The 20,973-nt window shown below is 56.0% G+C and carries 20 protein-coding genes and 1 tRNA gene; 11 read left to right on the forward strand and 10 right to left on the reverse strand.

Annotated elements, in window-relative coordinates:
• Positions 1–36: 36 nt before the first annotated feature.
• The 4 genes from recG to ABJF76_RS02205 form a co-directional block, all read right to left on the reverse strand.
• Positions 37–2,124 carry an ATP-dependent DNA helicase RecG gene (gene recG, locus ABJF76_RS02190; RefSeq protein WP_413821444.1) on the reverse strand — a complete coding sequence of 696 codons (2,088 nt, stop codon included), beginning with the start codon at positions 2,122–2,124 and terminating at the stop codon, positions 37–39.
• Positions 2,121–4,430, reverse strand: a complete 2,310-nt coding sequence (gene ligA / locus ABJF76_RS02195; protein WP_413821443.1) for an NAD-dependent DNA ligase LigA — start codon at positions 4,428–4,430, stop codon at positions 2,121–2,123. The genes recG and ligA overlap by 4 nt, the downstream gene beginning before the upstream one ends.
• Positions 4,431–4,547: 117 nt before the next feature.
• Complete coding sequence (gene ctrA, locus ABJF76_RS02200; RefSeq protein ID WP_413821442.1) at positions 4,548–5,267, reverse strand: response regulator transcription factor CtrA; 720 nt, start codon at positions 5,265–5,267, stop codon at positions 4,548–4,550.
• A gap of 94 nt (positions 5,268–5,361) precedes the next feature.
• Entirely contained in the window at positions 5,362–5,640 is a 279-nt protein-coding gene (locus tag ABJF76_RS02205) for a DUF1153 domain-containing protein (RefSeq protein ID WP_413821441.1), read from the reverse strand.
• Positions 5,641–5,763: 123 nt separating this feature from the next.
• On the opposite strand from ABJF76_RS02205, the gene mnmA reads away from it, so the two are divergent.
• The 4 genes from mnmA (at position 5,764) to ABJF76_RS02225 (ending at position 8,786) form a co-directional block, all read left to right on the forward strand.
• Positions 5,764–6,903, forward strand: coding sequence for a tRNA 2-thiouridine(34) synthase MnmA (mnmA, locus tag ABJF76_RS02210; RefSeq protein WP_413821440.1), 1,140 nt, complete (start codon positions 5,764–5,766; stop codon positions 6,901–6,903).
• A gap of 85 nt (positions 6,904–6,988) precedes the next feature.
• Entirely contained in the window at positions 6,989–7,744 is a 756-nt protein-coding gene (locus ABJF76_RS02215; protein WP_413821439.1) for an SDR family NAD(P)-dependent oxidoreductase, read from the forward strand.
• Between the two features lie 13 nt (positions 7,745–7,757).
• Positions 7,758–8,234: an MOSC domain-containing protein gene (locus ABJF76_RS02220; RefSeq protein ID WP_413821438.1), complete on the forward strand. Its 477-nt coding sequence runs from the start codon at positions 7,758–7,760 to the stop codon at positions 8,232–8,234.
• A gap of 6 nt (positions 8,235–8,240) precedes the next feature.
• Positions 8,241–8,786, forward strand: a complete 546-nt coding sequence (locus ABJF76_RS02225; RefSeq protein ID WP_413821437.1) for a sugar O-acetyltransferase — start codon at positions 8,241–8,243, stop codon at positions 8,784–8,786.
• On the opposite strand, the gene ABJF76_RS02230 is transcribed toward ABJF76_RS02225, so the two are convergent.
• The 6 genes from ABJF76_RS02230 to ABJF76_RS02255 all read right to left on the reverse strand — a co-directional run bounded on the left by ABJF76_RS02230 (position 8,783) and on the right by ABJF76_RS02255 (position 15,640).
• On the reverse strand, positions 8,783–10,594 hold the full coding sequence (locus tag ABJF76_RS02230; RefSeq protein ID WP_413821436.1) for an ABC-F family ATP-binding cassette domain-containing protein: 1,812 nt from the start codon (positions 10,592–10,594) through the stop codon (positions 8,783–8,785). The two genes, ABJF76_RS02225 and ABJF76_RS02230, sit on opposite strands and share 4 nt — an antisense overlap.
• Before the next feature lie 511 nt (positions 10,595–11,105).
• Complete coding sequence (locus ABJF76_RS02235) at positions 11,106–12,782, reverse strand: Na/Pi cotransporter family protein (RefSeq protein ID WP_413821435.1); 1,677 nt, start codon at positions 12,780–12,782, stop codon at positions 11,106–11,108.
• Between the two features lie 473 nt (positions 12,783–13,255).
• Complete coding sequence (locus ABJF76_RS02240) at positions 13,256–13,468, reverse strand: hypothetical protein (protein ID WP_413821434.1); 213 nt, start codon at positions 13,466–13,468, stop codon at positions 13,256–13,258.
• Positions 13,469–13,526: 58 nt separating this feature from the next.
• A complete protein-coding gene (locus ABJF76_RS02245) occupies positions 13,527–13,835 on the reverse strand; it encodes a hypothetical protein (protein WP_413821433.1) in 309 nt (102 codons plus the stop codon).
• Positions 13,836–14,430: 595 nt separating this feature from the next.
• Complete coding sequence (locus ABJF76_RS02250; protein ID WP_413821432.1) at positions 14,431–15,153, reverse strand: GNAT family N-acetyltransferase; 723 nt, start codon at positions 15,151–15,153, stop codon at positions 14,431–14,433.
• 46 nt (positions 15,154–15,199) lie between these two features.
• Positions 15,200–15,640 (reverse strand): outer membrane protein assembly factor BamE, encoded by a 441-nt coding sequence (locus tag ABJF76_RS02255; RefSeq protein WP_413821431.1) that lies wholly within the window; start codon positions 15,638–15,640, stop codon positions 15,200–15,202.
• Positions 15,641–15,742: 102 nt separating this feature from the next.
• Here ABJF76_RS02255 and ABJF76_RS02260 point away from each other — a divergent pair, with 102 nt between their 5' ends.
• From ABJF76_RS02260 to ABJF76_RS02290, 7 genes are all read left to right on the forward strand, one after another.
• Positions 15,743–16,300 (forward strand): YceD family protein, encoded by a 558-nt coding sequence (locus ABJF76_RS02260; protein ID WP_413821430.1) that lies wholly within the window; start codon positions 15,743–15,745, stop codon positions 16,298–16,300.
• A gap of 289 nt (positions 16,301–16,589) precedes the next feature.
• On the forward strand, positions 16,590–16,796 hold the full coding sequence (gene rpmF / locus ABJF76_RS02265; RefSeq protein WP_413821601.1) for a 50S ribosomal protein L32: 207 nt from the start codon (positions 16,590–16,592) through the stop codon (positions 16,794–16,796).
• A 34-nt stretch (positions 16,797–16,830) separates the two neighbouring features.
• On the forward strand, positions 16,831–17,931 hold the full coding sequence (gene plsX, locus ABJF76_RS02270; RefSeq protein ID WP_413821429.1) for a phosphate acyltransferase PlsX: 1,101 nt from the start codon (positions 16,831–16,833) through the stop codon (positions 17,929–17,931).
• Positions 17,928–18,899: a beta-ketoacyl-ACP synthase III gene (locus ABJF76_RS02275; protein WP_413821428.1), complete on the forward strand. Its 972-nt coding sequence runs from the start codon at positions 17,928–17,930 to the stop codon at positions 18,897–18,899. The genes plsX and ABJF76_RS02275 overlap by 4 nt, the downstream gene beginning before the upstream one ends.
• 127 nt (positions 18,900–19,026) lie before the next feature.
• Positions 19,027–19,329, forward strand: coding sequence for an integration host factor subunit alpha (ihfA, locus tag ABJF76_RS02280; protein WP_413821427.1), 303 nt, complete (start codon positions 19,027–19,029; stop codon positions 19,327–19,329).
• A gap of 4 nt (positions 19,330–19,333) precedes the next feature.
• Entirely contained in the window at positions 19,334–20,752 is a 1,419-nt protein-coding gene (locus ABJF76_RS02285; RefSeq protein WP_413821426.1) for a MerR family transcriptional regulator, read from the forward strand.
• 67 nt (positions 20,753–20,819) lie between these two features.
• Positions 20,820–20,896, forward strand: a tRNA-Pro gene (locus tag ABJF76_RS02290).
• Positions 20,897–20,973 lie beyond the last annotated feature (77 nt).

Consider the following 20,973-nt stretch of genomic DNA (forward strand, 5'->3'; position numbering starts at 1 on the left):
TTGAGAACATTTGCGAACTTTATGGCATCAATTACGCTAACCCACTGAAATTAAACGAATCGCTTCATCCTGGCGCATAAGCCACAAAAGCACGCGTGCTGCCTTGCCCCGTTGAGATGTCAGTTTGGGGTCATCCGACAGCAATTTTCGCGCATCACTTTGCGCGACAGACATCAACGCGCCCTGCTTTTCCAAGTCCGCAATGTTGAATCGGGGCACCCCCGATTGTGCTGTGCCGATCAGGTCACCGAATCCACGCATGGCAAGATCGGTCTCGGCAATCACAAATCCGTCTTCCGTTTCGCGTAAAACTTCCAAGCGCTTTTGCCCCGCATCCGACAAGGGGACCTGATACATAAGCAAACAGGTCGAAGCCGCATCCCCGCGCCCCACCCGACCGCGCAATTGGTGAAGCTGTGCCAGACCGAATGTTTCGGCGCGTTCGATCACCATAATCGTCGCGTTGGGCACGTTGACCCCGACTTCGATCACCGTGGTGGCGACCAAAACACCTGTCTCGCCAGCTTGAAACCGCGCCATGGCCGCGTCTTTTTCCGCCGACGGCATCTGCCCATGGACCAACCCGACACACCCCTCGCCCAACGCAGCGCGCAGGTGTTTGAACCGTTCTTCCGCCGCGGTCAGGTCAACGATCTCGCTTTCTTCGACCAAAGGACAAACCCAATAACACTGTCGCCCCTCCGCCATCACAGCCTGCAATCGCGCCACAACTTCGTCCATGCGACCAGTACTAACCAACGCCGTCTTGATCGGTTTGCGCCCGGGCGGTTTTTCATCCAGCACCGACACGTCCATATCGCCGTATTGCGCAAGCGCCAGACTGCGTGGGATCGGCGTGGCCGTCATCACCAACACATCCGCCGCCGCGCCTTTTTTGCCAAGCGCAAGGCGTTGACGCACACCAAAGCGGTGCTGTTCGTCCACAACACCCAACCGCAGATCGCGAAATTCAACATCGGCCTGAAACACCGCATGCGTGCCGACCAAGATTTGAATGTCACCAGCAGCAAGGGCTGCAAGTTTCGCGCGCCGTTCCGCCCCCTTGTCGCGCCCGGTCAAAATATCCAGCACGACGCCCGCACTTTCCGCCAAAGGCTGAAGCCCCTCAAGGTGTTGACGCGCAAGGATTTCTGTTGGCGCCATCATCACACCCTGCCCGCCAGACTCGACCGCGATCAGCAACGCCATAAACGCCACAAGCGTCTTGCCTGCCCCGACATCACCCTGAAGCAAGCGGTTCATGCGCGTCGGTTCGGCCATATCAGCAGCGATTTCAGCAATGGCGCGATCTTGCGCACCCGTCGCCTTATAGGGCAAATCGGCACGGACCCGCGCCTGCAAACGTTCTGTTCCATGCGAAATTTGGCCCGGCGTGCGCCGCTCGGACGCGCGCGCGAGGGCAAGTGTGAGCTGATGCGCAAGCAATTCGTCATAAGCCAAACGTGTCCGCGACGGATCGGTCACAGCAAGGTCATCTTGCTGGGTTGGCGCGTGCGCATTTACCATCGCCGCATCAAAGCCAATCCAGTTTGCCTGCGCGACCTGCCCCGGATCAATCCATTCTTCCAGCACCGGCATCCGTGTCAGCGCCGAACGTGTTGCTTTGAACATCGTCTTTTGCGTCACCCCACCGGTCAGCGGATAGGTCGGTTCGAAACGGGGAATGTCGCCCGCCTCCTCCACCGGTACGATGTGATCCGGGTGCACCATGTTGGCAACCCCGTCAAACATTTCGACGCGGCCGGACACAACGCGCTCGGCCCCCTCCGGCAACACTTTGTTCAAATAGTCGCTGCGCCCATGGAAAAATACCAACAAGAAGAATGTCGTCGAATCCTCTACGTGGATGCGATACGCCCCGCCCCGATTGCGCGAAGGTTGGTGCGTGCCAACTTTGACCTTAACGGTTAAAGTTATTGGAAAAACAGCCCCTTGAATCGTATCACGCAAGGCGCGGTCAACGCCGGAATGAGGCAACGTGAACAACAAATCGCGCGGCGTCGCGACACCCAATTGGCCCAAATTCTGTGCCGTTTTTGGCCCGACCCCGTCCAACGTTTCCAGATCGGCAAAAAGTGGGAAAAGGATCTCAGGGCGGCTCATGGTGCGCCGATCAGGTCCAGCCAACCATCTTCGTCCAGCGTTTCAACTCCAAGATCCGCTGCCTTTTTAGCCTTGGATCCCGCGCCCGGCCCGGCCACAAGTAAATCCGTTTTGGCGCTGACCGATCCTGAGACTTTTGCGCCAAGGCTTTCTGCGCGCGCTTTGGCCTCTGCTCGCGTCATTTTTTCAAGAGTTCCGCTAAACACAACGGTTTTTCCGGCAACTGGACTGTTTTGCGTCGCCGGACTGGCGTCAGGCGCAATGTCCAGATGGGCCACAAGGCGATCAATGCTGGCGCGTTCGGCTTGTTGCTGAAACGTCGTGACCAAGGCAACGGCAACGGTCGCGCCGATCCCATCGATGCCGGTCAACGCGTCCCATGCTGCTTTGGCGGCGATGTGCACGCCATCCCATTCGGCATCTCGAGTCGGTTTGATTCGAGCGCGGCGGCCTTGGGATTGGGCCGCAATCCGTTCTTGCGCCTCTGCAATGTCCGCCTGCAAATGACATACGGCGGCCGGTGCCGCGCGATCCACAGCTTCAAGCAACGCATTCCACGTCCCAAAATGGCGCGCCAAATCAGCCGAAGCCACTTCGCCCACATGGCGTATTCCTAAAGAAAGCAGCAGTTTTTTCAGCGGGATGTGCCGCTTTTCTTTGATCGCTTGAAATAGGTTTTCCACACTTTTCGCCCCCCAACCTTCGCGGTTGGCCAGTTTGGTCAGGTTCGCGGAATCGCGGTCTTTCAAGGTGAAGATGTCGGCAGGTTCTTTGATCGGCAACTGATCATCGCCATAGAACATTTCGATCTGCCTAGCCCCAAGCCCTTCGATATCAAAGGTAGCTCGACTGACGAAATACCTTAACTTTTCAACTGCTTGCGCAGGGCATATAAGACCACCCGTGCAGCGCGCCACGGCGTCGCCTTCCTCGCGGATGGCATCAGACCCACATTCGGGACAGGTTTTGGGGAACACGAAAGGCTGTGCGGTGTCATGTCGTTTAGACAAATCCACATCGGCAACTTTCGGGATCACGTCACCTGCGCGATACACCTGCACCCAGTCGCCGACGCGGATATCCTTGCCATCCCGAATGGTGGCGCCTGTGTTGTCGCGTCCGGCGATGTAGTCTTCGTTGTGCAAAGTTGCGTTGGACACCACAACGCCGCCAACCGTCACCGGACTTAACCGCGCCACCGGAGACAAAGCGCCAGTGCGCCCGACCTGAATGTCGATCGCTTCAAGAGTGGTCCAAGCCAGCTCGGCCGGGAATTTGTGGGCGATCGCCCAACGTGGCGTTGTCGATCGGAAACCAAGGCGCGCTTGCAATGCCAGATCATCGACTTTGTAAACCACGCCGTCGATATCATAACCAAGACCCGCGCGCCGTTGTTCAATCTCGCGGTAATGGGCGATCATATTTTCAGGGCCATTGCACAGCGCAGTCAAGGCGTTGGTTTGGAAACCAAGCGAATTCAGTCGCTTAATCGCACCACTTTGGGTATCAGAAAGTGGTTCAGACAGGGCACCCCACGCATAGGCAAAAAAGCGCAGTGGACGCGCGCGCGTGATGTCGGCATTCAGTTGCCGCAAAGATCCAGCAGCCGCATTACGCGGGTTGGCAAAGGGCTTTTGCCCAGCCTCGTTTTGACGTGCGTTGAGCGCCTCAAAGTCGGCATGCGACATGTAAACTTCGCCCCGCACTTCTAGCAATTCAGGCGTATTGGTCAGGTTTTGCGGGATGTCCGCAATCGTACGCGCGTTTGCAGTGACATTTTCACCAACGGCACCATCACCGCGTGTCGCCGCCTGTACCAATCGACCATTTTCATATCGTAAGGACAAAGACAGCCCATCGATTTTAGGTTCCGCAGTGTATGCCAGTGGTGCAGTCGCATCGAGGCCGAGGTATTTGCGAATCCGGTCGTTGAATTCGCGCACGTCATCATCATCAAACGCGTTGGACAGCGACAGCATCGCCATGGCATGCGTGATCTTTGAAAACCCATCAGCAGGCGCAGCCCCCACTTGATCCGACGGGCTGTCGGAGCGTTTGAGGTCTGGGAAACGCACTTCGATCATGGCATTGCGACGCTTCAGTGCGTCAAAATCCGCATCAGTAATCTGTGGCGCGTCTGCTGTGTGATAGGCGCTGTTCGCCATACCAAGTTCGGTCGCGAGCCTAGCCAGTTCGACCTGTGCCTGTTGCCGAGTTAAGTCATCTATGGGCGTCTTGGCTGTCACGTCTTTCCCCGTCCGGTTCAGACCAAGAGATAAAAGCGCATGACCGCCGGGTCCAGCCATTGATCGCACTTATTGGCCAAAAGGCATTGGCCCATCTTTCGCACAAGGGCATTCCATAAAAAAACCACCGCAGAACGAACATGCGGTGGCTTTTTCAATCAACGAACCTTGAGGGTGTCAGGCCCCCATAGCCAAAGGGGCTGGACCCACATCTTGAACCGGTTCGGGATCACGCAAGACATAACCACGCCCCCACACCGTTTCGATGTAGTTCTTGCCATCTGTTGCTGTGCTCAATTTCTTGCGCAGCTTGCAGATAAACACATCAATGATTTTCAATTCCGGTTCGTCCATACCGCCATAAAGGTGGTTCAGGAACATTTCCTTGGTGAGTGTCGTACCTTTGCGCAGTGAAAGCAGTTCAAGCATTTGGTATTCTTTGCCCGTCAAATGTACAGTCTTTTTGTCCACGCTGACAGTTTTGGCATCAAGGTTCACTGAAACCTCGCCTGTGTTGATCACAGATTGCGAGTGCCCTTTTGAGCGGCGGATGATGGCGTGAATGCGTGCCACCAATTCCTCGCGGTGGAAAGGTTTGGTCAGGTAATCATCTGCGCCAAATCCAAAACCCTTGATTTTGTTTTCCGTGTCGTCCGACCCTGACAGGATCAAGATTGGTGTTTCGACACGCGCCAAGCGCAATTGGCGCAGCACTTCGTGGCCGTTCATGTCCGGTAGATCAAGATCCAAAAGGATCAAATCGTAATCGTACAACTTGGCCAGATCGATCCCTTCTTCGCCTAAGTCCGTCGCATAAACATTCAAGTTGGCATGGGTCAGCATCAATTCAATGCTTTTGGAAGTTGTTGGATCGTCTTCTACAAGCAGCACGCGCATTTTTCGGTCTCCACGTTCGTGTCAGGTGTTGAACTAAACGTGAACCCAAAAGGTTAATCACACGTTACCCCCGACAATTGAATAACATAACAACCTATAGTTGTCTATATCTTTGGACTGCCGTCGCCTTTAGGGCATCTTCCCCGTGATCAGATACCGCGCGTACCCACATCAAAAACTCTTCTTCGCTTAAGGAATAGCGTTCAAGCGCTTCTTCCTGAGACAGCAAGTCATAGACGACACCACGCACGACAGCAGCTTTGCGCGATGCAACCCACCGCCGCGTTGACGCAGGAGGCAAGTCAGCCTGCGTCAGCACCGTGCCATCAGGCAAAGTGACAGCACGCTGCCCATCGATTTTTTTCAAATACATTGCTGTGCTCTTTGTTATTTCACAGGCAACATCGTCCCCCGTCTTTAATGACGGGTTAAGCCGCCCCTTGAGACTATTTCGCATTTTCATATATATGCGAACAATTCACCCGGAGACGTAGACATGCTTGACCAGTCCGGTCCGCTTAATTCCTTGGGCTTTACCAAGGCCCCAGCTGACACCCGTGTTGTCGTTGCCATGTCTGGCGGCGTTGATAGTTCTGTTGTTGCCGCCGAATTAAAGGCGCAAGGCTATGACGTGGTTGGCGTCACATTGCAGCTTTATGATCATGGTGCCGCGCTGGCCAAAAAGGGCGCGTGCTGCGCCGGCATCGACATCCATGATGCGCGCCGCGTGGCCGAGGAAATGGGTTTTCCGCACTACGTACTCGATTATGAAAATGTGTTCAAAGACGCCGTCATTGACGAGTTTGCCGATAGCTATTTGGGCGGTGCAACACCTGTGCCCTGCATCCGTTGCAACGAGCGGGTAAAGTTCAAAGATTTGCTGGAAACCGCCAAGGATCTTGAGGCCGACTGCATGGCCACAGGCCACTATATCCAAAGGAAAATGGGCGATTCAGGCCCTGAATTGCACAGTGCGGCCGATGCAAACCGCGACCAAAGTTACTTTCTGTTTTCGACCACGCCCGCGCAGTTGGATTACTTGCGGTTTCCTTTGGGCCACCTGCCCTCCAAGGATGACACGCGCGCGCTTGCGGCCAAGTACGGGTTAAGCGTGGCAGACAAACCTGACAGCCAAGACATTTGCTTTGTGCCCAACGGCGATTATGCGGCTGTGATCCGCAAGTTGCGCCCCGAAGCGGCAGCGCCGGGCGACATTGTCGACACCGAAGGCCGCGTGCTTGCGCAACACGATGGCGTCATCAATTACACCATCGGGCAGCGTCGTGGCCTTGGGATTGGTGGGCTTGCTGATCCGCTTTATGTGGTCAAATTGGACGCAGACACGGCCCAAGTTATTGTTGGTCCAAAGGATATGCTGGCCACCCGAACGGTGCCGGTACGCGAAGTGAATTGGTTGGGCGATGCTCCCTTTGACAGCCAAACCGAATGGCATGTCGCTGTCAAAGTCCGTTCAATGCGCCCACCGACGGACGCTGTGATTCGCCCGATCAGCGCGACAGAAGCCACCGTTGAACTGGTTGCCGCCGAGGCAGGCGTATCACCGGGACAGGCTTGCGTGTTTTACGACCGCGACAGCAGCCGGATATTTGGCGGCGGTTGGATTCACAAAGGGTAAACGCCCCTGCCCAAACCGCTTGTTTTAAATGTTGTGCTTTGGGCGTATCAAAACACTCAGTCACTTTTTAGAACGGGCGGGCTTCATGCAACTCAACTCAACCCTGGCGATAGTCACAGGCGGCGCATCCGGGCTGGGCGAAGCCACCGCACGCCATTTTTCAAGCCTTGGTGCGCAGGTGACCCTGCTCGATCGTGATGCGATTCGTGGTAAACAAGTGGCATCTGAAATCGGCGGGCACTTTGCTAAAACCGATGTGACGGACGAAACGTCGGTGCAAGCCGCCATTGATCTGGCCGTGGCCCGCATGGGTGGCATCACGGTGGCAGTGAACTGCGCGGGCATCGCATTGGGGATCAAAACCGTTGGGCGCGATGGCCCACACCCGCTTTCGGCCTTTCAAAAGACCATCGACATCAACCTTGTCGGCAGTTTCAACGTCGCGCGCCTTGCCGCCGAAGCGATGGCCAAGAATACAGCCGAGCCGGACGGCGCACGTGGGGTGATCATCAACACGGCCTCGGTGGCTGCTTTTGATGGGCAAAAGGGGCAGACCGCCTATGCTGCATCCAAAGGTGGCATTGTGGGCATGACCCTGCCCATGGCGCGTGATCTGGCCAGTTCTGGCATCCGCGTGATGGCCATCGCGCCGGGGATTTTTAAAACGCCCATGTTGGCAGGTCTGCCCGAAGACGTACAAACCGGGCTGGCGGCAGATGTGCCCAACCCTGCCCGCTTGGGCGATCCAAATGAATATGCGCGTCTGGCCGCGTTTATTGTCGAAATGGGCTATCTCAATGGCGAGGTGATCCGGCTGGACGGCGCACTTCGCATGCGCTGAAAGGGCAAACACCATGTGGCAAGGACAACTTCTAAGCATCCATACAACACCGAAAGCACGCGCTCCGATGGTCGAACAAACCACGGCCGAGCTGATCGCGGGCGTCGGCATCACAGGGGATCGCTATGCGATTGGCACCGACACGGGCACCTATTCCGCCCAACCCGATGTGCGCGAAGTCACCCTGATCGAGGTCGAAACGCTAGAAGCCTTTGCGCGCGATCACGACATCACGCTTGATGCGCAAGAACACCGGCGCAACCTGACGACCCGCGATGTGCCGCTGAACCACCTTGTCGGGCGCCGGTTTCGCGTCGGCGACGTAGTGCTTGAAGGTGGGCGGTTGAACTTCCCCTGCCGCTACATCGATATGATCACCAAAAAGACGATCTGCGATCTGCTCGAACACCGTTCGGGCCTGAATTGCCGGATCATAACCGGCGGCATCATACGCCCTGGTGATGTGATCCGTTTAGATGTGGACAAGTAACACACGATGACCAGTGAACGGGCCAAGATGGCGGCAGGCGATTGGTACACCTGCCTTGATCCGGAGTTGGAGGGATTGCGCCTTGCTGCCCTCGAGGCCGTGCACGCACATAACCACCTGCCCCCAAAGAAACGGCGCACGTTAAGCGCACCGTTGCGCGCGCTGTTTGCGCAGGCCGGACCGGATTGTCTGATTGAAACCCCATTTCACTGTTCTTATGGGATCAATATCCACCTTGGCGACGCCGTGTTTATCAACAGCGGTTGCGTCATTCTGGACAGTGCGCGCGTAGAGATTGGGAATAACACCCTGATCGGCACTGGGGCACAAATCCTTTGCGCAGATCACCACAGAAATGTGGACAAGCGCCGCTTGGGTATCGAAATCGCGCACCCTATTACGATTGGCTCGGATGTGTGGATTGGCGCCGGGGCAATCATTTTGCCCGGTGTCACCATTGGAAACGGGGCAATCATCGGTGCCGGCAGCGTGGTTGCAAAGGACGTCGCGGCAAATAGCACCGTGGTCGGCGTACCTGCGCGCGTGCATTAAGCAGTGCTGGCCTTTTCCTCAAGCATCAGCCACTCTTCCTCGGCATCATCAAGACGGGCTTGACGTTCAATCAACGCGTCCGTCGCCTTTTGAAACTTCACCGGGTTTTCGGTGAACAGATCAGGGTCGCTCATCAATTCTTGCAGCTTGACGATCTCAGCCTCAAGGCGCTCCATCTCGGCTGGGATTACCTCAAGACGGTGCTTTTCAGTAAAGCTAAGGCCCGACGTTTCGGCCTCTTTCTGCTTTAACTTCCCACCAGCAGCCTTTGATTTTGCGACCTCTTCTTTGGACGCTTTGGGGCGGCGCTGACTTTGATAATCGCTCCAACCGCCGGCATAGGCCGTGGCCTTGCCATCACCTTCCATCGCGATGGTGGTCACGGTGACACGGTCCAAAAAGTCGCGATCGTGGCTGACGAGCATGACGGTGCCATCATATTGGTCGATCAAATCCTGCAACAGATCCAGCGTTTCCACGTCCAAATCGTTTGTCGGTTCATCAAGCACCAAAAGGTTCGATGGCTTGGCCATGATCTTGGCCAGCAACAGCCGCGCCTTTTCACCACCCGACAGTGATCGGATCGGCGCGCGGGCCTGTGCCTCGTCAAACAGAAATTCCTTAAGGTAGCCCACAACGTGTTTGGGCATACCGCGCACCATGACCTGATCGGCCTTGCCGCTGACACGCATATCAGGATCGCCGGTCAAGCTGTCCCAAAGGGTCATATCAGGATCAAGCTGCGCCCGCGTCTGATCAAACAGCGCGATTTCAAGATTGGTGCCAAGGGTCACAGTGCCGCTATCTGGCGCTTCGCGGCCCACAAGGATATTCAGCAGCGTCGTTTTGCCCACCCCGTTTGGTCCAACAAATGCGATGCGATCGCCGCGTTGAATGGTCAGCGAAAATGGCTCGACAATCAGCTTGTCGCCAAAGGATTTCGCGACGTCCTTAACCTCGATCACTTTGCGCCCGGATTTCGGACCCTGTTCAAACGCCATCGCTGCCGTGCCTTGGCGCGTGATCTGGGCTGAACGTTCGGCGCGTAATTCTTGCAATGCACGCACCCGGCCCTGATTGCGTTTGCGCCGCGCCGAAATACCTTCGACCGCCCAACGCGCCTCAGCCTTGATCTTGCGGTTCAGCTTGTGGCGCTGCATGTCTTCTTCGTCCCAAGTGGTATCGCGCCACGCCTCGAACGCATCAAATCCTTTTTCTTGGCGACGCACCATTCCTCTGTCGATCCAAAGGGTTGCGCGCGCCAATTCACGTAAAAATGCACGGTCGTGGCTGATCAGCACAAAGCCCGCTCGCGTCGATTTCAATTCGGATTCCAGCCAGCCAATCGCCTCAATATCAAGGTGGTTTGTCGGCTCGTCCAGCAACATCAGATCAGGTGCCAAAGCCATCAAACGGGCCAATGCCGCACGGCGGCGTTCACCACCCGAGGCGGTGGACACAGGGCGCGCAGGATCGAATTTCAACCCCTCGCCCGCGCGTTCGACTTTGTACAAATCCGACGCATCCAGACCATGCATGGCAAAGTCGCCCAACGTGGCAAAGCCCGCCATGTCAGGGTCTTGTTCCATGTAGCCTACCGAAACACCGGGGCCTGCAACGACTTCGCCGGTGTCAGCCTCGACAAGGTTCGCCATGACTTTCATCAAGGTGGACTTGCCCGAACCATTGCGCCCCACAAGGGCCACCCGGTCACCGGGCTGCACCACAAGGGACAGACCATCAAACACAGGATCGCCCCCAAATGTGAGCGAAATATCAGAGAGTTGAAGAAGGGGTACACGTGCCATGCACGCCAGCTAGAGCCTTGCTGTCATGGCGTCAACCAAACTTACCTTATAAGGGCGCCGGTCCACTCGTTTCGTGGGTGTGAACAGCGCTGAATAGCTGATTACATTCTGAAAAATTAAGGAAAGACTCGAACTGACCTACACAGTACTGCGAATGGTCGGATAAGAGGTGCCATGGCGCTCGATGCCGCATCAGACATTTTCGTGCTTGTAGCTTGCCGTATTGGACAGAATTCAAATTTTACCACCTACGCACGCGCAAAGCATCAAGGCGCCCTGTTGTCTCGGGGATGAAGGTGTCACCGACATTCAAGACGCCGTAAGCATCAAATACAAAAGCATCAACGTGACCCGCAGCCTCCATAAAGGAACCAATGGCCTATGTTTTCCGGGAAACGTGGCTGTGAGCAAGCGTTCCCGAGCGCATTGATAACAATCAAAGATGCCTTGGACGGTTGCCATCAGGCGTTTGGCTTTCAATTGATCGCGCGGTTTGTACAGGCACTTTTTCTTAGACGTTGGCTTTTGACTTTGTTGACAAGCGTGTCGACAAAAGATCGCCTGATCGCGCAGCAATCGGATGACCGATTGTCGCAAATGCGGCGTTGATCGTTTTAAGCGTGCGCAATGTGTCTTGATGGATGTGGCTTGTGTCAAAGCTGGCAGGGATATTTTTACGTAATCGCGCCAGATGACGTTCCTGCAGCTTTTGTTCAGCCTTGCGTACTTTGTCTTTGGCGCGCAGCAATTGCCGCGCGGCGTCTGGCGCGCCTGTCATTAGCACGCTTAATGCAAGCTGTGTGTTGCTCAGAACGCGGTCGTGGAAATCCGCTAGCTCTGACCAACCATCTTCCGAAAATTCCAGCCCATTTGCGCTAAGTTGCTCGGCTTGCGACACAAGGTTCTGTGAAATTGCATTTGCCGCAGTTTCTAAATTAAACGCGATGGAGGCCAGTTCACTCGCTTTATCTCGTTCCGTCTCTGATAGTTGCTTGTGATTTAGTCCTGCTAGAAACCCTTTGATGTCTGCATGCTGCTTACTGACGTCCTCGGACTGTTTGGTAATCGCTTTTGCATTGGGTACGTCCCAGGTTTGGAACAAGGCCATCGACGACCGTAGCATGGTCTCCGTCGCTTCGCCCATTTTCATGACCTCGCGCGCGGCACACGGCAAGGCACGCGATGGCCGGTCAAGTGTTGTCGGATCAAGGGCTGAGCTTTGCGAAAGCGGACTAACTGCATCTTCTCGGTCAGGCATCAACTTCAGCGTTACAGCAACGATCCAACCTAGGAGCGGCAGACAAAACAGCGCCAGCCCGATGTTGAAAACCAAATGCAGGTTGATGATCTGACGCGCAGCGTCGGCGCCCAGCCAGTTAAGATTGCCCGCGCTTTTGGCCAAGACCAAAAGGACCAGCGCCGCACCACCACCGCGCAGAACCAAATTGGCCATGACCATACGGCGTGCCGTCGTTGGCGCGGTCAGTGTCAGCACATAGGCCAATAACGCGCCGCCTGCGTTTGCGCCCAATACCATTGCAGCGGCCCCGCTTGGCGGCAAAAGCCCTTGTGCTGTCAAAGTGACAAAAAACAGAACGGCAGCCACAGACGAATGCACGCCCCATGCAAACAACCCGCCGATAAAAAATGACGTCACCAGATCGCCTGCCAGATAACCCATGACACCGGCAGTTGCAGGGCTGCCGATGAGGGGGCCAGTTGCTGCGCGGATCATGTCAAGAGAGACAAAGATCAACCCCACCCCAATCAACATGCGCCCCAATTGTCGGATTTCATTGCGTGAACTGCGCAGAAACAAGACAACTCCGCAGAGCAAAAGCAGTGGAATCAAAAACTCTTGGCGGACCAGCAAAATCTGGGACACAATCGCAGACCCGATGTCAGCCCCCAGCAAAATCGCCATGCCCGCCAGCAACCCAACGCCGCCCTTTGTTGCAAAGTTCGATACCAAAACCGCAACAGCAGTGGCACTTTGCAAGCACAGAGCAGCAAGCGCGCCGCTGACCAATGCCTGAAGCCTATTTGTATTGGAGCGGCGCAAGAAGGCGCGGAGTTGTACGGAAAACGCTCGCTCGACCCCAGTACGCAGTAAACGGACGGCCCAGATCAGAAGAGCGGCGGCACCCGCGACATGAAGTGCAAACAGGATAATACTTGTGTCATTCATGGATCAGGACTCAGACCATCTATTTGGATAGAACAAAAGTGGCCCGTCGTAATCGCCGACCGGAGCATGATGGTTGATGATACCACCACACACATCATGCATGAAAAAAGCCATTCGGTTCTTTGGTCAAGCAATTTGGCGCGCTTTCCTTAAGTTCCGTAGAGTCAGCGCACGAAACACCGGCCCCGTTCTGCCACACTACGTTATCAAACGGGGCCGCAATATTGCGGTGAGTATGCACGCAAGTCAGTCGCAACTCCCCCTTGTTGTCAGACAGGATCGATTTCAATTGCTTGCTTTCTCTTAGGTTTTGAATGTCCATCGCCTTGAAACCCCCTAATAATTGGCAGGTGATGCATTGTCACGACGGTGGTTTGTTCGTCTTGGCCCGCAAGCGTCATGGCTAAGAACGGCAACGTGACGTCGTGTAGGTACCTACGCGTAGCGCCCACAGCGCTGCGATCCATGCCAATCTACGCGACATCGCCAAGATGCGCCGCCCAATTGAACGGGCCATCGGCTGGTATCTGCGATCCGTCCACAAAGCATATGCGCATCACGTCGATGTTGTCATGGTCACCTGAAATGCCGATCCGGCAGTGAGTGCCAAGGATCGTTACGATTTCGACCTGACCGCGCAAGGGGCCGCCGTCGCCGACACGCACATCCCCGGCGCGCAGAAACATGGTTTGGTTCGCGCCATTTGCCGACAAAGTCCGCGACAAAGGATGAAGTTAGTTTGCATTATCGGCCCTTTGACGTCCCGCTTTGTGCCACTCGGCCATGCGACATGGCGGCGACATCATCGGTGAAGGCCATCGCTTTATCTTGGTCGTGGGCCACGAAAATTGCGATTATGTCCAATCCACGCAAAAGTACGGCCAATTCGTCGCGCAGGGTTTCGCGCAAGGATGTGTGCAGGGCCGACAATAGCTCGTCTAGCAAAAGAAATCTGGGACACGGTGCGATTGCGCGCGCAAGGACGACGCGATGGCGTTGAACGTCCGACATCGCGGTAATCGCGCGGCTGGCAAAGGCGTGAAGCTGGCACATGTCCAAGACGTCGGTGACCCGGGCGTCTACAGATCTAGGGACTATTTACAATTAATTGGGACTGAAGTCCGGATAGGTTCGCAAACGTTCTTCACACACGAAAATAGTCCACGTCAAAACAAGCTATAAACGCCGATCGATATCCAACCAATTTATTGGAAGGTAAGAACCACACCGGTATTCCACGTATGGAGGCGCTGAAGAAAGAGACGATTCTATTCTGTGGCTTTGACGGCTCAACATCACCCACAAATGAAAATGAGCTGACCCTATGTAGAGTGCAACAGTCGTCATTCTTGAGAAAATTGCATACGCGGGGCGGTCCCGTTTTGTCCCAAAAGTGAGCCATCCACACTTCCCACGTTAAGGGCATTTGATCTATTTTCCTCAGCCGTATCTGCGTTTCTTGGTCGCGACATTTGAAAATGTAGACTCCCGCTTCTGGAACAGTGATAGCTGCATTGCTTAGCATAGTGGATATTGGATCGTCGCGCTGTCAATGGCACCTAGAAGCACGGCGAGCTTAACCCATTCCACGTCGGAACATGGCATACAGCAAGGTTCAAAACACCCGCCCCTCAAGCCCCTGCCCCCTTTACCCCAACAGTGCGCGCAGCACGCGTTTGCGTGCGGCTGGAATGGCGCGAATCTCTACGCCGGTGAACACATGCAGCGTGTTCATCCGCGCATCCACCACCGCATGATCGCTGACCCAGCCACCCATCATCAGATAGGTGCGCAGCAAAGGCGGCATGCCAAGCTGCGCCTTTTTCGCATCCGGCTTACGCCGAAGTCGGGCTGCGAATCTAAAGACATGCGGCGCTTTCACCCGGGGCAGCCAGCGCTTGGGCGCCAAATGGCGCGCCTTGAGCATCGCAAAAGCATCCAAGTAATCATGCGTTTCAATGCCTGCAAAAGATGAGCACCCAAAAAGCAGCTCAACCCCGTTATCATCCACATAGGCCGTCATCGCGCCCCATGCCGCGCGCAGAATATCCGGGTCGTTCAGATCAGGATCAATGCAAAAGCGCCCCATCTCGACCATCTTGCCGCGATAAGCTGCCAGCGCATCCAAAGCGTAATATTGCGCGGAATAGCTGCGTGAAATCTCTGCGCCCGACAACGGCATCATGCGAAAACAACACACCAGCGCGCCATCGCTGTCACGGCTGATTAGGATATGCGTGCATTGGTGATCAAAGGCATCTTTGTCTTGCTCGACCCCAAAACAACGCGCGCGCAGGGCTTGTGCCGCAGCAATATCTTGCGCGTTTTGGGCATGATGCGCGCGGTAGCGTCCCTTTTTCAATCCGATCATGCCAGATACCTAACATGAATGACATGATCGGACCATGACGCCTTAACTAGCTACCAAAGCCCGGGCCAATGCGGCCGATGCTTCCTAAAAGCTGACGCAGGAACGTCCCGTTGGTCACACCATTGTCGGTCACACGACGCGACAAGACCACAACGCGACCATCCTCTAGGCCGAAGCTTTCGATATTACTTAGCACACCGCTGTCATCAAAAGACACGGCAAGGACCTCGCGGTTTATCACCTTAGGGCGACGCGGGCCAATGATGCGCAACGTGCTGCGCACGTAAAAGAAGTCACCGCCTTCAAGCACGCCACCCGCTGTGGGTGGGCCCACAATGTCCTCGACGCTGGCACGCGTGTCGATGCCAACGGCCAGTTCCTGCAACTGCTCTTCCGGCGGAATATAGCCATGGTTGCGAAAGGTTGGCGCGCATGCCGACACAGAGAGGGCAACTATTCCGACGATCAATACTGAAAAGGTCCGCATCGGGCCTCCCTTTTATACGCCGCCCCTTGCTCACGGGGCGTGGTGCTTATAACTCGACTTACCCAAGGTTTGCTCTTGGTTCAATAAACGAAAGTTAACGCAATGGCCAAGACTCAACCTTCAAGATCCGCTTTGCGGGTCTCGGACCTCGCTCAGAACAGTGCGACTGGCTTTGAAATCACCCCCGATGCAGGCGTTATGCGCGCCATCGCGGACGAATTGGATCTGACGTCTTTGCGCAAAATGCGCTTTGTCGGCGACGTCCGTGCGCAAGGATCGGCTGACTGGATTCTAAGCGGCACACTTGGGGCGACCGTTGTTCAGCCATGTGCTGTGACGCTGGTTCCGGTCACAACCCGCATCGACGTCCCTGTCCGCCGTGTATTTCTGCGCGACTTCGCCGATGACATAGACGAGCCCGAAGTGGAAATGTCCGAAGACGACGAAGTCGAAAAGCTTGGCGCGTGGATTGATCCTGAGGCTGTCATGATCGAGGCCCTCAGCCTTACGACCCCCGACTACCCGCGCGCGCCCGATGCCGCGTTGGGAGAGATCGTTCTAACAGAACCGGGCAAAGTCCCCCTGACCGACGAAGCGGCCCGCCCTTTTGCCGGATTGGCCGATTTACAGGCCAAAATGGGCAAAGGTGACACTGACTAAGCACATTACAACGTGTCTTTGGCCTTGAACTGGAAAAAGATGTAGGTATTTTGCCGCCTTCAGGTCATTTTGGGTTGGACATGGCTCAGGCCATTGCCTAAACGCACGGCACACCCCAATTGGGCGGCCAGTACATTGCCCGTCTTTGGGCGATCCGAATTGCGCCCCGTCTGGGGTGATTTATCCGCGCCCCTCTGGGGCAACCAAATCCGCGCCCCTCTGGGGCAACATGAAACACGCAACCGCGCATCTGCATGCGGCTCTGCCCGAATTCCAAAGGCCCATTCCAATGGCTGTGCAACAGAACAAAGTGTCAAAATCGCGCCGCAACAATCGCCGTGCCCACGACAGCTTGACGCCCGCGAACCCAAATGAATGCGCAAACTGCGGTGAGCTGAAACGCCCTCACCACATCTGTGCAGCTTGCGGTCACTATGCCGACAACGAGATTGTCGCGATGGCCGAAGAAGTCGATCTCGACGAAGACGCGGCATAAACAAACACGAAGGCGGCACGGTTAGCAGAAGTTTATGACGGCCCCACTCTCCGATAAGGCCGACACAGGCACCGCCCTCGCGTTTCCAATCATACTTTCGGTCGACACAATGGGCGGGGATCAAGGCCCCGCCGTAGTTGTGTCTGGCTGTTCTATTGCGGCCAAGATCAATCCCGACTTGGGGTTTATCCTGCATGGCCCGCGCGACGAGCTGGAAAAGCTTGTTGCGCGACGCAAGCCCTTACGCGGGCGCTGCGAGATTCGTGACGCCAGCGGCGTTGTCACCATGGACGACAAACCCAGCCACGTTGTACGCAACGGCAAGGGCACCTCGATGTGGTCCACCATCGAATCTGTGCGCGCAGGCGAAGCAACTGTCGCTGTCAGCTGTGGCAATACCGGCGCGTTGATGGCGCTGTCGATGATCCGGCTGCGCAAAATTCCCGGTGTGAACCGCCCTGCCATCGCGGTCCTTTGGCCCAGCCGCAATCCTCAAGGGTTTAACGTCATGCTGGATGTGGGTGCCGATGTGCGCGCGGATGCCGACGATTTGCTGCGTTTTGCATTGATGGGCGCGTCTTACGCGCGCAACGGCATGGGGCTGACCCGCCCCCGCGTTGGCTTGCTGAATGTCGGCACCGAAGAACACAAAGGTCGCACAGAACTGAAAGAAGCCTACGAACTTATCGGAACCCAAGCCGAAGCCGCCAATTTTGATTTTGTCGGCTTTGTTGAAGGCGGCGACATCCCCGGCGATGTGGCCGACGTCATTGTGACAGACGGTTTCACCGGTAATGTCGCCATCAAGACAGGCGAAGGCACGGCAGGGCTGATTGGCGATTTACTGCGTGAAGCGTTTAAATTTTCCCCCCTCTCCAGACTGGCCTATCTGTTGGCCCATACGTCTATGGGACGCCTACGAAAACGCATCGATCCGCGCCGCGTGAATGGTGGCGTTTTTTTGGGCCTAAACGGCACAGTCGTGAAATCGCATGGCGGCGCAGACGACACCGGCGTGTCGGCGGCCATCAGCTTAGCAGCACAACTGGCCGAATTGCGCTTTGGCGACAAATTGGCTGCCCGCGTCGCAGCCGCCACGCACAACAGTGATACCACCAAGGAGAGCGACACATGACCTTGCGCGCAGTTGTTCGCGGCGTGGGGCATTTTTTGCCCGCCCGCGTTGTCGAAAACGCCGAATTTGAGGCCTCGCTCGATACCACCGACGAATGGATCAAGTCCCGTTCCGGCATCGAACGCCGTCACTTTGCAACCGAATCCGACACAACGTCGAGCATGGCCACAGCCGCCGCCCAAGCTGCCCTTAAAGACGCAGGTATGGATGTCGACGATATCGATGCGATCGTTGTTGCCACCTCGACTGCCGACCTGACCTTTCCGTCGGCGGCGACGATGGTGCAAGCCCAGCTTGGCATGGAGCGCGGTTTTGCTTTTGATGTGCAAGCGGTGTGCGCGGGCTTCGTCTATGCGCTAAGCAACGCAAACGCGCTTATTCTGTCGGGACAAGCCGAACGAGTCATGGTCATCGGGGCCGAAACATTTTCGAAAATCATGGATTGGACAGACCGCAGCACATGTGTGCTGTTTGGCGACGGCGCGGGTGCAGTATTTCTTGAAGCACAGGATGGTGCGGGCACCAACGCAGATCGCGGTATTCTGGCCACTGACCTTAATTCCGACGGGCGACATCGCGATTTATTGTATGTGGATGGCGGCGTCAGCACCGGTTCAAGCGGGTATTTGCGGATGCAGGGCAATCAAGTATTCCGCCATGCGGTCGAAAAATTAGCATCGACAGCCCATACAGCGATGGACCGCGCGGGCGTCACGGCGGATGATGTTACATGGGTTGTACCACATCAGGCCAACATCCGTATCATCCAAGGCACCGCCAAAAAGATGAATGTCCCGATGGAGCGTGTCGTTGTGACGGTACAAGATCACGGCAACACATCAGCCGCATCGATTCCCCTTGCCCTGTCCACAGCCCGCGCGCGCGGGCAAATTAAAGACGGCGATCTGGTCGTCACGGAAGCCATCGGCGGTGGTCTGGCCTGGGGATCTGTCGTTTTACGTTGGTGATTCTCTTAGCTTTTTCATGCAATGGGCACTATTTCCCGTTCTGGTTGCACATTTCCGCAGTTACACAAGCCATTGATATTGACTCGTAATTTGGCATCCACTTATGTTCCATCAAAGGGGAGTTCACATGACCGATAAGACTTTGACGCGTATGGACCTAAGCGAAGCAGTGTTTCGCGAAGTCGGCTTGTCGCGTAACGAAAGCGCACAGCTGGTGGAAAGTGTGCTGGAACATATGTCCGACGCATTGGTGAAGGGCGAGCAAGTAAAGATTTCTTCGTTCGGCACATTTTCGGTGCGCGACAAATCTGCCCGTGTGGGACGTAATCCCAAGACCGGCCAAGAAGTCCCAATTAATCCGCGCCGTGTTTTGACTTTTCGCCCATCGCACCTGATGAAAGACCGCGTCGCCGCTGGCAATAAGTCCTGACGCAATGAGCAAATCCGCAGACGCCTTTCGCACCATTTCCGAAGTGGCCGACTGGCTGGGCGTGCAAAGCCACGTGCTGCGCTTTTGGGAAAGCAAATTTCCGCAAGTCAAACCGGTGAAACGCGCAGGCGGTCGTCGTTACTACCGTCCGCCGGATATGTTGCTGTTGGGTGGCATCCGTAAACTGCTGCACGAAGATGGCCTCACGATCAAAGGCGTTCAAAAGCTTTTGCGGGAAGAAGGTGTTGCGCATGTCTCGGACATGTCGCTGCCGCTTGATGACGATACCTCGGCGGTGTTGGAAGGCGATCTGGTTACGCATCAGCCGCAACCTTCAGAAACACCGCAGCCCGCACCGCAAGCTTCAGTTGTGTCCATCTATGACAACGCCACCTCTTTGGAAGCGGACGCAGATGACACGGACGAACAGGCCAATGACCCCCTGCCCGACGGGATCGACCACACACCGATCAATACCCTGCAACGCGAAGGCCCGTTTTCCGACGACGATGATGATGATGATGATGATGATGGCGAAATTGACGCCCCATACGTCGAAGAACAAGCCGCCGCTCCGCCCCCTGCTCAACCAATTCCTGTTCCGTCCTTTATGAGCACCCCTAAGTTGGACGCCGAAATTATCGCCAAAGAAGAGCGCGGCGAAGATGTACCAATATTGACCCCAGACTTTACGCCAGATCTGGCCGCCCCCACTGTTGCTGAAACCAACGAAACTGAACCGAACATAGAAACGGAACCACACGTGCCCACCGAGCCCGAAGAACAAGGATCGCTTTTTGGCACGCCGCCCGGGCCGTTTGAGACTGAAGAACAAGATCAGGCGAAACCTTCACAACAGGTTAGCGCGCTGGATTCTGCGCCTGAACCGATCGCAGACGTTACGCCAGAAGCCGATCTAACGCCCGATCCAACCCCTGCAAACACCCCGCAGGAAGAACCGCAAACGACGCCGACACCCCTGTTCCACCACTTTAAATCGGCGGAGCCCGAGGCACCGACCCCCGAACTTAAACCTGACCCTGAACCAATTCCGGAAGCATTTGCCGCGGAATCAGAACAACCGGTCACCGCCCCCGTGGTCAAGGCAGACGCACCCGCGCCTATCATCGATGAACAAGCCCCTGCGCCTGAAACCGTTGAACAGCTTGCGCCCGAATCCGTTGTTGAACCTTCACCCGAAACAGTTGAACAACCTGCCCCAGTCGCGATTGTACGGCCACGCATTGTGGATGTTCCAGATGATGACAACATCGATGAGACAGGCATCAAGGCCTCTGTGCTTACGAAAAGTGCTGTCCTCAGTCGGCTGACACCGCAACAATGTGATGCCATTCGCCCGCTTGTGGACCAGTTGACGGCGCTGCGCGACCAGATGGCTAACGCGCACGGCGATCACAACTAAAGAGTATCACGGGGATGCGAATTCTCCCTTGCCCCCGGCTAGAATTCGGGTATGACACGAGCAACGTCGGGCTATGGCGCAGCCTGGTAGCGCGTCCGTCTGGGGGACGGAAGGTCGCAGGTTCGAGTCCTGCTAGCCCGACCAAATCACCCTGCCCCAGCGCTACGGGGCATACGATTTTCACCCCGCCCATCGGGCACGCAGTGTCCTTTGCTTACACC

It is taken from the genome of Tateyamaria sp. (assembly GCF_039940735.1).
Lineage (GTDB): Bacteria > Pseudomonadota > Alphaproteobacteria > Rhodobacterales > Rhodobacteraceae > Tateyamaria.